The 14,996-nt window shown below is 37.6% G+C and carries 15 protein-coding genes; 13 read left to right on the forward strand and 2 right to left on the reverse strand.

Annotated features, from left to right (window positions below; all coding sequences use genetic code 11):
• Window positions 1-116: 116 nt before the first annotated feature.
• Window positions 117-1,076, forward strand: coding sequence for an alpha/beta hydrolase (locus tag AACZ49_RS13520; protein WP_339655847.1), 960 nt, complete (start codon window positions 117-119; stop codon window positions 1,074-1,076).
• 140 nt (window positions 1,077-1,216) lie between these two features.
• Here AACZ49_RS13520 and AACZ49_RS13525 read toward each other — a convergent pair whose 3' ends face one another.
• Both AACZ49_RS13525 and AACZ49_RS13530 read right to left on the reverse strand, forming a co-directional pair.
• Complete coding sequence (locus AACZ49_RS13525) at window positions 1,217-1,903, reverse strand: GNAT family N-acetyltransferase (protein WP_339655850.1); 687 nt, start codon at window positions 1,901-1,903, stop codon at window positions 1,217-1,219.
• A gap of 62 nt (window positions 1,904-1,965) precedes the next feature.
• On the reverse strand, window positions 1,966-2,601 hold the full coding sequence (locus tag AACZ49_RS13530; RefSeq protein ID WP_339655852.1) for a chloramphenicol acetyltransferase: 636 nt from the start codon (window positions 2,599-2,601) through the stop codon (window positions 1,966-1,968).
• Window positions 2,602-2,794: 193 nt separating this feature from the next.
• Here AACZ49_RS13530 and AACZ49_RS13535 point away from each other — a divergent pair, with 193 nt between their 5' ends.
• The 12 genes from AACZ49_RS13535 (at window position 2,795) to AACZ49_RS13590 (ending at window position 14,715) form a co-directional block, all read left to right on the forward strand.
• On the forward strand, window positions 2,795-3,091 hold the full coding sequence (locus tag AACZ49_RS13535; RefSeq protein ID WP_339655855.1) for a GNAT family N-acetyltransferase: 297 nt from the start codon (window positions 2,795-2,797) through the stop codon (window positions 3,089-3,091).
• Between the two features lie 3 nt (window positions 3,092-3,094).
• Window positions 3,095-3,529 carry a (4Fe-4S)-binding protein gene (locus AACZ49_RS13540; RefSeq protein WP_339655858.1) on the forward strand — a complete coding sequence of 145 codons (435 nt, stop codon included), beginning with the start codon at window positions 3,095-3,097 and terminating at the stop codon, window positions 3,527-3,529.
• Between the two features lie 20 nt (window positions 3,530-3,549).
• Window positions 3,550-4,437, forward strand: a complete 888-nt coding sequence (locus tag AACZ49_RS13545) for a sugar phosphate isomerase/epimerase (RefSeq protein ID WP_339655861.1) — start codon at window positions 3,550-3,552, stop codon at window positions 4,435-4,437.
• Window positions 4,434-5,597, forward strand: coding sequence for a mandelate racemase/muconate lactonizing enzyme family protein (locus AACZ49_RS13550; protein WP_339655864.1), 1,164 nt, complete (start codon window positions 4,434-4,436; stop codon window positions 5,595-5,597). Before AACZ49_RS13545 ends, AACZ49_RS13550 begins: the two co-directional genes overlap by 4 nt.
• 3 nt (window positions 5,598-5,600) lie before the next feature.
• Window positions 5,601-6,095 (forward strand): VOC family protein, encoded by a 495-nt coding sequence (locus tag AACZ49_RS13555; RefSeq protein WP_339655867.1) that lies wholly within the window; start codon window positions 5,601-5,603, stop codon window positions 6,093-6,095.
• On the forward strand, window positions 6,088-7,050 hold the full coding sequence (locus tag AACZ49_RS13560) for a hydroxyacid dehydrogenase (RefSeq protein ID WP_339655869.1): 963 nt from the start codon (window positions 6,088-6,090) through the stop codon (window positions 7,048-7,050). The genes AACZ49_RS13555 and AACZ49_RS13560 overlap by 8 nt, the downstream gene beginning before the upstream one ends.
• A gap of 7 nt (window positions 7,051-7,057) precedes the next feature.
• On the forward strand, window positions 7,058-8,353 hold the full coding sequence (locus AACZ49_RS13565) for a Zn-dependent hydrolase (RefSeq protein ID WP_339655870.1): 1,296 nt from the start codon (window positions 7,058-7,060) through the stop codon (window positions 8,351-8,353).
• The gene (locus tag AACZ49_RS13570) at window positions 8,354-8,818 is read left to right on the forward strand and encodes an SRPBCC domain-containing protein (protein WP_339655873.1); all 465 of its coding nucleotides are present in this window, start codon (window positions 8,354-8,356) and stop codon (window positions 8,816-8,818) included. It begins immediately after the preceding gene.
• Window positions 8,819-8,857: 39 nt separating this feature from the next.
• A complete protein-coding gene (locus AACZ49_RS13575; RefSeq protein WP_339655876.1) occupies window positions 8,858-10,411 on the forward strand; it encodes a M20/M25/M40 family metallo-hydrolase in 1,554 nt (517 codons plus the stop codon).
• 36 nt (window positions 10,412-10,447) lie between these two features.
• Entirely contained in the window at window positions 10,448-13,600 is a 3,153-nt protein-coding gene (locus AACZ49_RS13580) for a glycosyl hydrolase (RefSeq protein WP_339655879.1), read from the forward strand.
• Between the two features lie 10 nt (window positions 13,601-13,610).
• A complete protein-coding gene (locus AACZ49_RS13585; RefSeq protein WP_339655882.1) occupies window positions 13,611-14,183 on the forward strand; it encodes a pentapeptide repeat-containing protein in 573 nt (190 codons plus the stop codon).
• Window positions 14,184-14,313: 130 nt separating this feature from the next.
• Complete coding sequence (locus AACZ49_RS13590) at window positions 14,314-14,715, forward strand: DUF4157 domain-containing protein (RefSeq protein WP_339655885.1); 402 nt, start codon at window positions 14,314-14,316, stop codon at window positions 14,713-14,715.
• Window positions 14,716-14,996: the final 281 nt, after the last annotated feature.

A 14,996-nucleotide genomic window follows, 5' to 3' on the forward strand; every position in this document is an offset into this window, starting at 1 on the left:
GCCTTCTAAATGGTAATTAATGGGAAAGAATAAATTTTCAACCTATCATAGAATGAAATAAATAACAAAGTAATGTATATATTACATATATTTAAATGTAGTATAAACACTTTATCATGACGGCCACACTTTTAAACTTTTCCAAAAGCTTTATTTTTATCACAGCCCTTTTTTTTACCTCGGCAACAATTGCACAAGACGGAACAATCTATCCACTTGCAGCCCCTGATGAACCAACGGCCATTCCACTCAATACAGGTGGAGTTGAAAACCAGCCTTCTTCCGAGACTTGGTTTCGACAATGGGGAGACCCTATGGCTCGAAATATAACCGAAGCAACACTAACTCCTTTTTTACCCAATCCTGAAAAGGCCAATGGTACAGCGGTAATCGTAACACCAGGAGGAGGTTTTATGTGGCTCTCCATGGGCAATGAAGGCTGGGAAGTAGCGGAAGCACTGGCTGAGCAAGGTATTGCAGCATTTGTTTTAAAATACCGCCTTAAACCCACCGATGAATCCCTTGAAGATTTTAAGGCCTGGATGAATCGACCAAGACCAATACCCTCCGATACTTCGGATACTTTAAAGAATACACCTCCACCAAGTACTCAGCAACGTGACCTATCTGATCAGTTGGAGGATGCAGAAGCAGCCTATGCCATGATAATAGACCGAGCTGATGAGTGGGGAGTAGACATAAATAGAATTGGAATGATCGGATTCTCTGCCGGCGCAGGACTTACCATGCATTCAACCCTAAATTCCAAGACCATGAAGTTGGCTTTTATTGGTCCTATCTATGGCGGTATGGGTCCTGTAGATGTACCAAATAGTGCTCCACCTATGTTTAACATTATTGCAACGGATGATTTTCTTTTCCGTGGACAATTTGGGGTAATTGAATCTTGGTACAAAGCAGGAATTCCAGTTGAGTTCCACCTTTACCAAAATGGCGGCCACGGTTTTGGTCTAGGAAATCCTAATCGAACAAGCAACCGTTGGTTCGATTCCTTTATGCATTGGCTTGAGGTCAACAAATTTCTGGAAGCCAATATTATTAAGAAATCTAAGTAAATCATAATGTTTTTAAAAACATCTAATTATCCATTGTTCGTTCAACTTTGGAAATAAACATTGGAATAATTGAAATTATCATCAATACATTAAAGGTCATTGATAACCAACAAAACCGCCAATATATAGAACTTGTCATCCTATTTTTTACGATACAACCACCAATTCATATCTCTTGTTACTTCAAAACCCAATTTCTCATAAAGCGGAATTGCAAGATTTCCTTTATTGGTATGTAAAATAGGTTTCTTATTCTCTTTTAAAATTTCTTTTGTAGTATGCGCAATTAACTGTTTCGCCAACCCTTTTCTCGTATAATCAGGATGCGTTACAACGGCGCTTACTTCTATAAACAGATTGGTTTGCATTCGTTGACCAGTTATTGACACCAATTTACCATTTTTAAATATCCCAAAATAGTTACCCATTTCATAAGTTCTTTTTCTATAATAACCAGGCATTACCAACCAAATTAAATTATAGATTTCTTCGATAAATTCTTGACCTAAAGGCACAATGTCTTCGGATATTTGAACGTCTGCCAGTTCATTTAAAACCATCTGACAACCATTAACTTTCTTCTCTAAGAAGACTTTATCATCATCTATAATAGGTGTTTGCTTCTCTGAAACTAAAAAGAAATGATCCGTAGTTTTTAGATATTGATTTGAAGCTTTCGCTGTTTTTGTTTCATCGAAGAATGCACCAAAGGTGCACACCTCTGCTTTGTAAAATTGAACTCCGTCAAATTCTTCAATAAATTTTTTATGGGTTTCTATTAAGGAATACCATACCGGGTTTTTAAGTTGTTCTTCTAATGCTTTCATTAGAATAAATATAAAAAAGATTACTAGAGAAATAATAATTCATCAAAGCTTTCATCAACAATCTATACCTCATTATCCATTGACATTAATATCTGAAATTCCTCTACAAATAACCCTACTTCAAACCCATCCATTAAGGCATGATGCACATGTATAGAGACTGGCATTGTTCTATTTTCGCCATCACCAGTCATCTTACCGAAAGAAATCTTAGGACAGCTATCTTCAAATTTGAAATGCCGTGCATGAGAAACCGATGTGAAATCGAGCCACGGCATACTAGAACAGTGTATTACATTATCTCCGCACGTTGGTAGCACTAGCCCATTTGACTGTCTAACCTCATCAATTACAGATTTTGCTTCATCCCTAAATTCTTTAAAATCTTCTTTATATTCGATATAAGAAAAACCGAACGTACCATCATTTCTACCAATAGTTGGTGAAGCGTGAACGTATTCATACTCAAACACTTTACCATCTTCTATTCTATATTTAAACGGATCAATTTTATTGGCAGCCTTTAATGTTCTATGAAGGTAAACCAAGAAAAATGAGTTGCCCGTTTTTTTAGCAAACTCATATGCTTTAGAGCAATTAACTTTTACCGTAACACCATGAAATGGCTCATCGAACTGTGAAAAAAAATTGAAGTGGCCAGCCCTTTTCCATTCATTTATATTTAATTCCTTCTTCATTAATTTTCTATTACACCTTTTATTTCTTGTTATCTCTTGTGGCAATAAATATACAGCCTACGTGTCATATTTCAAATAAACTTCATACCAACTACACAAAAACCAATTGATAATTTTTAACAATTCATAATCCCTTTATCTATCAAAAGAAGTATTTTTTCCCTACCTTAAAACTTCTAAATTTTTAATGGCAATGGATTTCAATTTAGTAGACAATGAGTCAAAAAAAAGATATGAAGCCAATTTCGATGTTTACCCTGTCTACATAGAATATATAAAAGCCCAGGATAAAATATATTTAACCCATACTGAAGTGCCAAAATCCATGGAAGGAAAAGGTGTTGGTTCTGCCTTGATCCTTAAAGTTTTGGAGAAAATTGAAAAACAGAATTTAATATTGATTCCTTTGTGCCCTTTTGTTGCGCTCTATTTAAAAAGGCATCCAGAATGGAAAAAGCTGGTTTTGAAAGGAATAAACATAGATGCATAAAATATGGAGAAAGAAATTATAAAAGAATATACCAACGGTGAACTTGTTGTGGTTTGGAAACCGAAAAAGTGCATCCATTCGAAAGTGTGTGTTCATATGCTTCCTAAAGTTTATGACCCAAACAAGCGACCTTGGATTACACCTGAAAGTACCGATACATCAGCTTTAAAGTCACAAATAAATGCATGCCCTTCTGGAGCACTAACCTATTACATGAAAAACGAAAAAATGGAAGAAAATCAAATAAAAGACCAATGCACTACAGATATTATTGTTGCAAATAATGGTCCGTTAAAAATTAAAGGTAACCTACAAATTCAATTGGCCTCTGGCGAAATTGTCACAAAAGAAGGTACTACCGGTTTTTGTCGTTGTGGTGTTTCTGAAAACAAACCATTTTGCGATGGCTCCCATAGAAAAATAGAATTTATTGGATAACAGAACAATAGTACTTACAAATGGAATTAGCCATACATAATTGGATGCGTGCAGAATCTTTAGAACACACGCTTAATAGAATTAAGAAATTAGATTATACTCATATAGAAATACAGGGTGCCCCAGAGAGCTATGACACTCAAAAGGCACAATTACTTTTAGACCTCTATGGCATTAAGTGCTGGGGATCTGTTACCCTTATGCTTGAGCAGCGAAATTTATTGGCCAAAGATCCAGCTCAACGAAAAATGTCCATTCAATATGTGAAGGACGTAGCTAAAATGGTGTATGAACTAGGCGGTTCTGTTATTTCATTAGTTCCCGCAACCGTAGGTAAAATAGTGCCCGATGCAAGGCCAGACGAAGAATGGGAATGGGCGGTTGAAGGGATTCAAGAAATTTACAAATACACAGAAGACCATGGACTGAAAATAGGCATTGAACCGATTAACAGATTTGAAACCTATTTTATTAACCGGGGCGAACAAGCTTTGGCATTGGCAGAAGCAGTTGGCCCAAACTGCGGAGTTTGTCTAGATACTTTTCATATGAACTTGGAAGAGGAAAATATGTTCAATACCATGAAAAAAGTCGGCAAACGTTTGGTGAATTTCCACGTTGCCGATAATAATCGAATGGCACCTGGCATGGGGCACCTCAACTGGCCCAAAATTATTGGTACGTTAAAAGAAATTGAATATGATAAAGTCCTCTCAGTAGAATTTTGCGCACCATTAGACCGTACACCTGCGAATCCGTATCCGAATTCAATTGAAACCAATCCTGAAGGACTAACTGCCGAACAAAAGAAGTTTTTAGAGGACCATGGTAGTTCTGCGGTTACCGATGAATTTTATACCATGCTGACCAAAAAATCAATCGATACCTTAAAAGACCTTATTAAATGAAAATAACCAACATAGAAGCGTTCTGGTTACGCTGTCCTATCCCAAAAGAGAAACAACATTTTTCCGATTATGGTCTATTGACGAATTTCGATATGACTTTGGTCGTAGTTACCACAGATACCGGACTTCAAGGATTTGGAGAAGCTAAAGCAGCTGTTGGTTCATCAGGTTCGTGCACTTCAATTGTAAGCTGCATTGAAAATGAACTAAAGCCACAATTAATAGGTAAAGATGCCAGAAACATATCTCGTATTTGGGAACATATCTATAATGGAACAAGAGACCATTACTCGCTGTCTCGTGGACGCAAGTTTCCGATTTTAGGTAGAAGAGGATTAACGATTTCTGCCATGAGTGGTATCGATACCGCTTTATGGGATATTAAAGGAAAAGCCTTAAGCGCACCGGTAGTTGACTTATTAGGTGGCAGCTGTCGCGATAAAATGCCCGCTTATGCCAGTGGTGGTTGGGCAAAAGCAGAAGCTATTGGCGAACAATTAGTAAGCTACACATCAAAAGGATTCAGTGGCGTAAAAATGCGTGTTGGCATTATGGACCAAACCGTTGCCGAAAGTATTAAGCGTGTTAAGGCTGCACGAGAAGCATTACCGGACCATATTAAATTAATGACCGATGCACACGGTACTTTTAGTGTGCCTGAAGCCAAACAGTTCGCCAAAGGTGTGGAAGATTGCAACGTGTATTGGTTCGAAGAACCTATAAGTCCCGATAACAAAATAGGGACCGCAGAAATACGCGCCAACACATTTATACCCATTGCGGCAGGCGAAAGTGAATACACCGCTTTTGATGTACGCGATTTGATCGCAGAACGCGCACTGGATGTATTACAACCAGATTGCGCAATTATAGGAGGTATCACCGAAGCAATGCGTGTATCGCATTTGGCACATACCTATCAGTTAGAACTGGCTCCGCATTGTTGGGGGTCTGCATTTTCATTTATGGCGGGTCTCTCAGTTGCCTTTGCATCACCTTCTGCAAACGTTATTGAATTTTCTTTAGGCGGTAACCCAATGATGTACGATCTGGTGAAAGAAAATATAACCGTGGACAAGGAAGGTATGCTCACCGCTCCTGAAAAACCAGGATTGGGACTTACTCCTAATTGGGATTTTGTAAAAGACTTTAAACAATAAATTATGGCAAAAGCAGTACATATAAATCACGTAGCACTCGTAGTTAGCAATTTAGAAGAAGCTTGTAAATTTTATGAAGAAGAGTTGGGTTTAGAAGCTATACCTGCATTTCTATTCGATTACCCAACGGCGTTCTTTAAATTTAATGAAGAGCAGCAATTGCATTTGACCGAATGGGAAGACACCTATTCTTTTAGAGGTCATATCTGTGTACAGGTAGATGACATCAACACCATTTTCTTTCGGATGAAGGAATTAGGTGTAATTGATATAAAACCATGGGGGAAAGTTCGTCAACTACCTGATGGTGCCATTCAAATGTTCGTGCGTGACCCATCAGGAAATTTGGTAGAGTTATCTTCTGTTCCTGGAGCCTACATTGACCCAAAAATATTTAAGGATGAATTGTTCAAGGATGGAATTTATGTCTCCGGAAGAAATGATTTCCGTGGTTACAAATCTAAAGACGCCACCCTTTATCATAAATCTAATGACTAAGAACATACTTTTATTAGAAACCGTTGCTGATGAAGCAATGCAACTATTGGAAGCTGCTGAGGATATTCAGATTTTGAAAGGTTTTGATGAAACAATGCAACAGCATCATATTTCAAAGGAAAGAATCGATGGAATTATCACAAGGGGTAAAGGTCAAGTTCGTGCCGATTTAATGGATAAACTTACCCACTTACAAGTAATTTCTAGATGTGGCGTAGGATTGGATAATATTGATGTATCTGAAGCTTCTAAAAGAAATATCAAAGTAGTAAACGCCCCTAATTCGAACGCCGATACCATCGCAGAACATACCATCGCCCTTTTATTAATGTTACAGCGAAATCTTTATTCTGCCATTACCATGGTAAAAGAAAACCGTTGGACAGATAGAGGCACCTATGTTGGTGATGAAAGTCACGGTAAAACCTTAGGGATTATCGGCATGGGGAATATTGGAAAAAAGGTCGCGAAAATTGCAACAGCTTTGGGGATGAAAGTTGTCTATTGGAGTGCTAATAAGGAAACCGTCCCCTACCCTTTTTTAGACTTTGACACACTTTTAAGTACTTCAGATAGTATTAGTCTACATCTCCCCTTGACACCGAAAACAGAGAATCTATTAAATTCTTCGGCATTTTCAAAAATGAAATCCAATGCTTTATTAGTGAACACCGCAAGAGGTGGAATTATTGACCAAAAAGAATTGTACGGTGCTTTGCGAAATAACAAAATAGCAGGTTTCGCTGCAGATGTTTTAGCTCAAGAACCGCCCGATATCAACGACCCACTTTTACAATTAGATAATGTTTTAATCACCGCTCATTTGGGCAGTTTAACAAATACTACCTATACCAAAATGTGCACGATGACCGTAGAAAATACGTTGGCCATTTTACGAGACATAGCACCTATGAAGCATTGCATATTTAACCAAAAAGAATTGGAACGTAACTAATTTTAGCATGAATCATTTCAAAAAGCACATACTCACTTTTAGCCTTATACTAACTTCATTTGTACTGAAAGCACAACTTACCGTTAATAAAGACCGATTGGAAAAACGAATCATGGATTTGGCACAATTCGGAATTCAAGAGAATGGTGAAACAGAACGCGTAGCTTTTAGTGATGCTGATATAGCCGCACGGCAATGGGTTATTTCTCAACTTAATGAAATGGGATTGGACACCCAAATAGATGTTGCAGGTAATGTAATTGGAATTAGAAAAGGAAGTGGCAAAACAAAAAAAAACATTTCGTTTGGATCTCACATAGACCGCGTACCTAATGGCGGTAATTATGACGGATGCGTAGGTTCTATGGCGGCTTTGGAAGTACTTAAAGTGTTAACTGAGCAGAAAATAAAAACAAAACATCCTTTGGAAGTCATTATTTTCTCCAATGAAGAAGGGGCAGTAATGGGTAGTAGGGCCATGGCGGGTCATTTAAGCAAAACAGCCTTCCCCATAAAAAATGCTACCGGATATACGGTAGCGGAAGGAATCATGCGTTTAGGTGGGGACACCACAAAAATAGCCGAAGTAGCCCGTAAAAAAGGAGACATCGCGGCTTTTCTTGAACTGCATATTGAACAGGGAGGAACATTGGAAAAGGAAAAATTGGAAATTGGCATCGTTGAAGGTATTGTAGGGCTAAAATGGTGGGATGTTGAATTTAATGGTTTTGCCAACCATGCTGGCACAACACCAATGAATGCACGAAAAGATGCGCTTTTAGCGGCATCACAGTTTATTATTGCCGTAAACGAAGTTGCCAATAGCTTTGACGGTGCACAAGTTGCTACTGTAGGTAGAATTTCAGCTGAGCCCGGTGCGCCAAATGTGATTCCGGGCAAGGTTACGACAAGTTTAGAGATACGTGATCTTTCTTCTGAAGTTATTGAAAAAGTATATCAAGAAATTGAAAAGCGCGCTTTAGAGATTAATAAAGCATCGAGTGTAGAAATTAAGTTTTTCCCTTTGGATACAACAGCCGATCCTGCAATTATGGATGCTTCTATTCAGAACGAGATAGAAAAAAGTATCAATTCGCTTGGACTAAGCTATAAGTCTATGCCCAGTGGTGCTGGTCATGATGCTCAAGACATGGCACTAATTGCACCTACGGGAATGATATTCGTTCCGAGCAAAGGTGGCATTAGTCATTCTCCAAATGAATTTACTTCTGCTTCCGATATGGCGAACGGCGCCAATGTATTATTGAAAACTATTTTGGCTTTGGACAAGAAGCTTGACTAAATGGATGATAATAAACCCATACGAATTGAAATTAGTTTAGATGCAGCAGTGAAAGAAGTATGGCAAGCATTGACCAATGTTATCCAAATGCGTAAATGGTACTTTGAAAATATACCCGATTTTAAACCCGAAATAGGTTTTGAAACCCGATTTATAGTACATAGCACAGAACGATATTTTACCCATATTTGGAAAGTCACGGAGGTAATTCCATTTAAAAAAATCACTTATACTTGGAACTTTGAAGAATGTTCAGGTACAAGCGAATCAATCTTTGAAATGACAGAAGAAAATAATACCACTCGTTTAAGACTCAAAAGTCAAGTTCTTAAACCTTACCCTAAAGATATTCCTGAATTTAAAAGAGAAAGTGGCGAAGCCGGATGGGATTATCTGATTAATGAAAATTTGGTAGAATTTTTACAGAAATCTAGTGATTTACAAACACCTTTCTTCCTCTTATAATTACTATTTTAGAACAGTCAAACCAAAGCACATATTCTAATGAAAAAACTACTATCTCTTTTAGCTGTATCACTTTTACTTTGCAGTTCAATAATTACTGCTCAAACCCAAAAAGACCTTATTGAGGCCATTGAAAAAGAAGGCAATGAAAATTCACAGCTTGAACAACTTGCCTATGAAGTATTGGACTTGAACGGACCAAGATTAGTAGGAACCCCAGAAATGAAATCTGCTCATGATTGGGCTGTAAACACCTATGAAAAATGGGGCATATCTGCCGAAAACCAACAATGGGGTACTTGGAAAGGTTGGCAACGTGGCATCACCCATGTTGACATGGTATCACCTAGAATTGCTTCACTTCACGCAACACAATTAGCTTGGAATCCAAGTACTAGTAAAAAAGGAGTTACGGCTCCACTAATCACACTACCAAACTTCGCCGATTCTTTAGCCTTTGTAAAATGGCTTCCTTCAGTAAAGGGTAAAATTGTTATGGTAAGCATGTTACAACCTACTGGTCGACCAGATGAGAACTGGGAAAAGTATGCAACCAAAGAATCTTTTGAAAAAATGAAGTCTGAACGAGATTCACTAGAGAAAATTTGGCGTCAGAATATTAGTAATACGGGGTATACCAGTAGAAATATCAACGCTGCTTTTGAAAAATCAGGTGCCGTAGGTATCGCCCAATCAAGATGGTCTGAAGGGTTTGGAGCGAATAAAATATTCAGTGCAGGAACAGAAAAGATTCCAGTAGTGGATATATCGTTAGAAGATTATGGTATGTTATACAGAATGGTTGAACATGGAGCCAATCCGCAAATAAAAATTGTAGCTGAATCAAAAGACCTAGGTATAGTACCCACGTTCAATACTATCGCTACCATACCAGGAACAGAATTCCCCGATGAGTATGTAATTCTATCGGCACATTTCGATTCTTGGGATGGCGCAACAGGTGCAACCGATAATGGTACGGGAACTATCACCATGTTAGAAGCGGCCCGTATTCTTAAAAAAGTATATCCTAACCCTAAACGAACCATCTTAATTGGGCATTGGGGAAGTGAAGAACAAGGATTGAACGGTTCTAGTTCGTTTGTACAAGATCATCCAGAAATTGTTGAAGGAGTACAAGCTGTTTTCAATCAAGATAATGGTACGGGGCGTGTGGTGAATTTATCTGGACAAGGTTTTCTTCATGCCTATGATTACTTAGGGCGTTGGTTAGAGGCTGTTCCTGAAACGTATAAAAATGAAATTAAAACAACCTTCCCAGGTTCACCAGGTCGTGGCGGTTCAGATTACGCTTCCTTTGTTGCAGCCGGTGCACCTGCTTTTTCATTAAGCTCCCTAAGTTGGGATTATTGGAACTATACATGGCATACTAACTTGGATACATATGATAAAATCGTTTTCGATGATGTTCGCAATAATGCAATTTTAACGGCTATTCTTACCTATATGGCGTGTGAAGACCCTGAAAAAACATCACGCGAAAAAGCCGTTTTGGGCATAAATCCTAGATCGGGTGAAAAAGAAGAATGGCCAACACCAAGAACCCCGAAGCGTAATGGGGGTCAAGAATAAGATTTCAACATAAAAATGTCAAAAACCAACCACAATATGAAAACCATCAAACTTATACTACTACTGATCCTTATTTATCCTCTAGCACTACAATCGCAACGTAGAAAAAATAAGGTTACCGAGCCAACGATTAAACTGGAAGATTCACTTTTTCAAGGATTAAAATGGAGAAATATAGGTCCGTTTAGAGGCGGTAGAAGTGTTGCATCAACCGGTGTAGTTGGTCAACCAATGACCTATTATATGGGAACTGTTGGTGGTGGAATTTGGAAAACTACCGATGACGGAATTACATGGAACAATATTTCTGACGGATTCTTGAAAACTGCGACTGTAGGTGCCATTTCAGTATCCGAAAGTAATCCGAATATTGTTATTGCCGGTATGGGCGAGCATGCCGCTAGAGGGGTAATGACTTCTATGGGTGATGGTGTTTACAAATCTACCGATGCAGGAAAAACATGGAAACATATGGGACTGGGAAAAACCAGACATATTTCTGATGTTATCATAGACCCAACTAACCCCGATATTATTCTTATTTCTGCCCAAGGAGCACAATATGGCCCTTCATCGCAACGTGGTATTTATAAATCTATTGATGGTGGTGAAACTTGGAAGAATGTTCTTTTTATAGACAATATCACAGGTGCTTCTGCCCTATCCATGGATATGACCAACCCAACAATACTATATGCTGCAATGTGGCAACATAGACGTTTTCCTTGGACGATGGAATCTGGCGGTAAAAATTCTGGCATCTATAAATCTACCGATGGTGGTGATACTTGGAATCAATTAACCGAAGGACTTCCAAAAGAAATGGGAAAAATTGGAGTGTCCGTATCAAGAGCAAACCCAGAGCGGGTATTTGCTGTAATTGAGGCTGAAGGTGAAAAAGGAGGTGTCTATAGATCTGATGACGCGGGTAAGAAGTGGACATTAATTAATAAAGACAGAATCAATATTACGCGATCTTGGTATTACATGGAGATTTTTGCGGATACACAAAACGAAAATATAGTTTACGTACTCAATGCTCCAGTAACCAAATCTATAGATGGGGGTAAATCTTTTTCTCCACTATCCACTCCCCATGGTGATAATCACGATTTATGGATTGATCCTTTGAACAACCAGCGTATGATTAATTCTAATGATGGTGGTTCTAACGTTTCTAACAATGGAGGCAAAAGCTGGAGTACACAAGAAAATCAAAACACAGCACAATTTTACAGGGTTATTACAGATAATTTAGTTCCTTATACTATTTATGGAGGTCAGCAAGATAATTCTACAGTGGCCATAGCCTCTCGAACCAATGATTCTGGAATCGATTGGAAAGATTGGTATGCAGTAGCTGGTGGAGAAAGTGCATTTTTGGCCTTTGACCCAGACAACCCGCAATTAATTTATGGTGGAACATATCAAGGCAATATTGATAAGTGGGATGCAAATACCAAAGAATCTAAACCTATCAAAGAATATCCAGAACTTGGTTTAAGTATTTCACCCGAAGATGCAAAATATCGTTATAACTGGAACGCACCAATTATTACCTCACCACATAACAGAAAAACAATCTACCATGGTGGTAATGTAGTTTTCAAATCTACAGACGAAGGAAATAGCTGGTCTGTTATTAGTCCCGATTTAACACGAAACGAAAAAGACAAACATGGACTTGGTGGAGGACCATTTACGAACGAAGCTGCAGGTGGCGAAATATACAACACCCTTACCTACCTAACCGAATCTCCACATGAAGAAGGTGTTCTTTGGTCCGGCAGCGATGATGGCTTGGTATATATTACAAAAGACGGAGGTGTAAATTGGACCAACGTTACACCAACAGGCATTAAAGAAGGTATTATTAATAGCATTGAAGTATCTCCACATGACCCTGCAACCACCTATATTGTACTTATGCGGTATAAGTCGATGGATTTGGACAACTATATTTTCAAAACCACTGATTATGGAACAACTTGGACAAAGATTACCAATGGAATAACTGGCGATAACACATTTACCCGTGTTGTTCGTGAAGACAAAAAGGTAAAGGGTTTACTTTATGCAGGCACAGAAACAGGTCTTTTTATCTCTTTGGATGATGGCTTAAATTGGGAGCCATTCCAATTAAACCTGCCGATCACTCCAATTAATGACCTAACCATTCAAGATAATGATTTAGTTGCAGCCACTGCTGGTCGCGCATTTTGGATTTTGGATGATTTGGCTACGTTACAAAATATAAAAACACTCAAAAAAGAAGTAACTATTTTTCAACCCAAAGACACCTATTTGTTTATGGGTGGGTCAAGTGAAAAACCGGTTCCTGGACTTGGAAGTAATCCTAAAAGTGGAGTTACTTTTGATTATTACTTAAGCCAAAAACAAGATAGTACAGAGCTCAAATTAGAAGTATTGAAAGATGATGAAGTCATCCGTACCATTACCAACCAGAAACCGAAAGGCTTTAAATCATGGCCTGGAGGCCCTTCTAAACCGGCCATATTACCCTCTAAAAAAGGATACAATCGATTTACTTGGGATTTTAAAACTGAGAGTTTACCAGCTGTTGATAATGTGTTTGTTCTTGGTGGTCATGATGGTTCTACAGTAGGTCCAGGAGATTATACCTTAAAACTAACTTTAGGGACAAACACCACAGAAACTACCGTGAAAATTTCACCGAACCCAAAAGTAAAAAGTAGCCTAGCCGATTATGCAGAGCAACAGGAACTTTTAAAAACTATAGAAGCTACTGTGGTTGACATACATAATTCAGTAAATTCTATGCGTTCGGCAAGAGTACAATTGAAGGATTATACTAAACTTTTAAAGGATAATGAAAAAGCTGAATCCCTATTAAAACAAGGAGATATATTAATGAAACGAATAACAACTTGGGAAGAGAATTTAATTCAACCCAATCAAAAAACTTTTCAAGATGTAATCAATTTTGAAAATAAGTTAAACGCCCAACTATTAAATTTAAGAGGATACATAGATGTTGTAGAACCAAAAGTTACAGCAGGTGCCAAAATTAGATTACAAGACCTTTTAGCGCAATGGAGAACGTTTAAAACAGAACATAATACCCTCATTAATACAGAAATGGCAGCATACAATGAGACGTTTAGAAGTTTAGAAATTCCGGCACTAATATTATCCAATAAAAAATAGAAACGGCATAGTGAATACCCTAATTATTGACAAAACTTATAAAGGAGAAGATTTTACTAGAACTCGTTTGCCTAGAGCAGAATATGAAAATTGCGTATTTGAAGGATGTAATTTTTCCGAAGGATATATGGATAACCAGATATTCATGGAATGTGAATTTATAGAATGTAATTTAAGTAATGCAAACATTGTAAATACAACCTTTAAAGAGGTGAAGTTTTCACATTGCAAACTTATGGGAGTGGCTTTTAATACGTGCAATACGTTTTTAATGGACCTATCTTTTTTTGACTGTAATCTCAGTTATGCAATTTTTAATAAAATGAAACTTGTAGGGCAGTTCTTTGTTTCATGCAAACTTAATGAAGCAGAATTTTCAGATTGTGACCTAAGTAAAGTAACCTTTGACTCATGTGATTTAAATCGCACTATTTTTTCGAGAACGAATCTTGAAAAAACAGATTTTAGCACAGCTTCAAATTTTAGCATTGACCCCGAAAATAATAAAATGACTGGTGCAATTTTCTCAAGCGACAGTCTTGTTGGTTTGTTGCAAAAATATAAGCTTAAGATTGTAAAGTGATAAGCGTTTTATTAAAAGATGTGTTAAAACAGTATGTCGTAATTGAAAAGTTTGAATAAAAAGATTGAATCTATTTTAGATTTATAGTTAATAATCCAACTCCTACATACCATATACGAAGAAGATAATTATGGCTACTAACAAAAAACAAAATAATAAAAGCAATTCGGTTGCAGATGATGATGTTAATAAGCCTCACATACAGAAAAAAGAAAACAATACAGGTTTATCTGATAATTTAAAATCAGGAATTGAGAATCTATCAGGTTACTCTATGGATGATGTTAAAGTACATTACAACTCAAATAACCCAGTCCAATTAAATGCTCATGCGTATGCTCAAGGGACCGAGATTCATTTAGCTACTGGACAAGAAAAACACTTGCCTAACGAGGCTTGGCATGTTGTCCAGCAAAAGCAGGGACGGGTAATACCCACACCGCAGCCCAAAGTTAAGATAGATGTAAATGATGATGCGGGCGTAGAACAGGAGGCCGATGTGATGGGAGCAAATGAACAATCAGATAAATGAGCTAATTAGAAAATAAATAAGCCGAACTATTATCAAAATAATAAGAAAGGATCCCATTTCCGGGTTTGAAGACAAGATTAAATGTGAATATATAAATGGGATCATGGTTTGCCAGAGTAATTTTAAATTCTCTTGGAGCTTCAGCCAGATGGTTATGAGGTTCTATTTGGCGAACTATTTTTAAAAAACCGAAATTTACTTGGAATCAATATTTATATGGTCCAGAAAATTCTGATTACTATGATAATATGGGCCATGGTTTTAATAATATACTCATTGGG

This window comes from uncultured Maribacter sp. (assembly GCF_963975365.1).
Lineage (GTDB): Bacteria > Bacteroidota > Bacteroidia > Flavobacteriales > Flavobacteriaceae > Maribacter.

Excerpts from the sequence above, each read along its gene's own strand:
- AACZ49_RS13540 (WP_339655858.1), top strand. The coding sequence starts at position 3,095 with ATGGAGAAAGAAATTATAAAAGAATATACCAACGGTGAACTTGTTGTG.
- AACZ49_RS13565 (WP_339655870.1), top strand. The coding sequence starts at position 7,058 with ATGAATCATTTCAAAAAGCACATACTCACTTTTAGCCTTATACTAACT.
- AACZ49_RS13535 (WP_339655855.1), top strand. The coding sequence starts at position 2,795 with ATGGATTTCAATTTAGTAGACAATGAGTCAAAAAAAAGATATGAAGCC.
- AACZ49_RS13560 (WP_339655869.1), top strand. The coding sequence starts at position 6,088 with ATGACTAAGAACATACTTTTATTAGAAACCGTTGCTGATGAAGCAATG.
- AACZ49_RS13530 (WP_339655852.1), bottom strand. The coding sequence starts at position 2,601 with ATGAAGAAGGAATTAAATATAAATGAATGGAAAAGGGCTGGCCACTTC.
- AACZ49_RS13590 (WP_339655885.1), top strand. The coding sequence starts at position 14,314 with ATGGCTACTAACAAAAAACAAAATAATAAAAGCAATTCGGTTGCAGAT.
- AACZ49_RS13555 (WP_339655867.1), top strand. The coding sequence starts at position 5,601 with ATGGCAAAAGCAGTACATATAAATCACGTAGCACTCGTAGTTAGCAAT.
- AACZ49_RS13520 (WP_339655847.1), top strand. The coding sequence starts at position 117 with ATGACGGCCACACTTTTAAACTTTTCCAAAAGCTTTATTTTTATCACA.
- AACZ49_RS13580 (WP_339655879.1), top strand. The coding sequence starts at position 10,448 with ATGAAAACCATCAAACTTATACTACTACTGATCCTTATTTATCCTCTA.
- AACZ49_RS13525 (WP_339655850.1), bottom strand. The coding sequence starts at position 1,903 with ATGAAAGCATTAGAAGAACAACTTAAAAACCCGGTATGGTATTCCTTA.
- AACZ49_RS13550 (WP_339655864.1), top strand. The coding sequence starts at position 4,434 with ATGAAAATAACCAACATAGAAGCGTTCTGGTTACGCTGTCCTATCCCA.
- AACZ49_RS13570 (WP_339655873.1), top strand. The coding sequence starts at position 8,354 with ATGGATGATAATAAACCCATACGAATTGAAATTAGTTTAGATGCAGCA.
- AACZ49_RS13545 (WP_339655861.1), top strand. The coding sequence starts at position 3,550 with ATGGAATTAGCCATACATAATTGGATGCGTGCAGAATCTTTAGAACAC.
- AACZ49_RS13575 (WP_339655876.1), top strand. The coding sequence starts at position 8,858 with ATGAAAAAACTACTATCTCTTTTAGCTGTATCACTTTTACTTTGCAGT.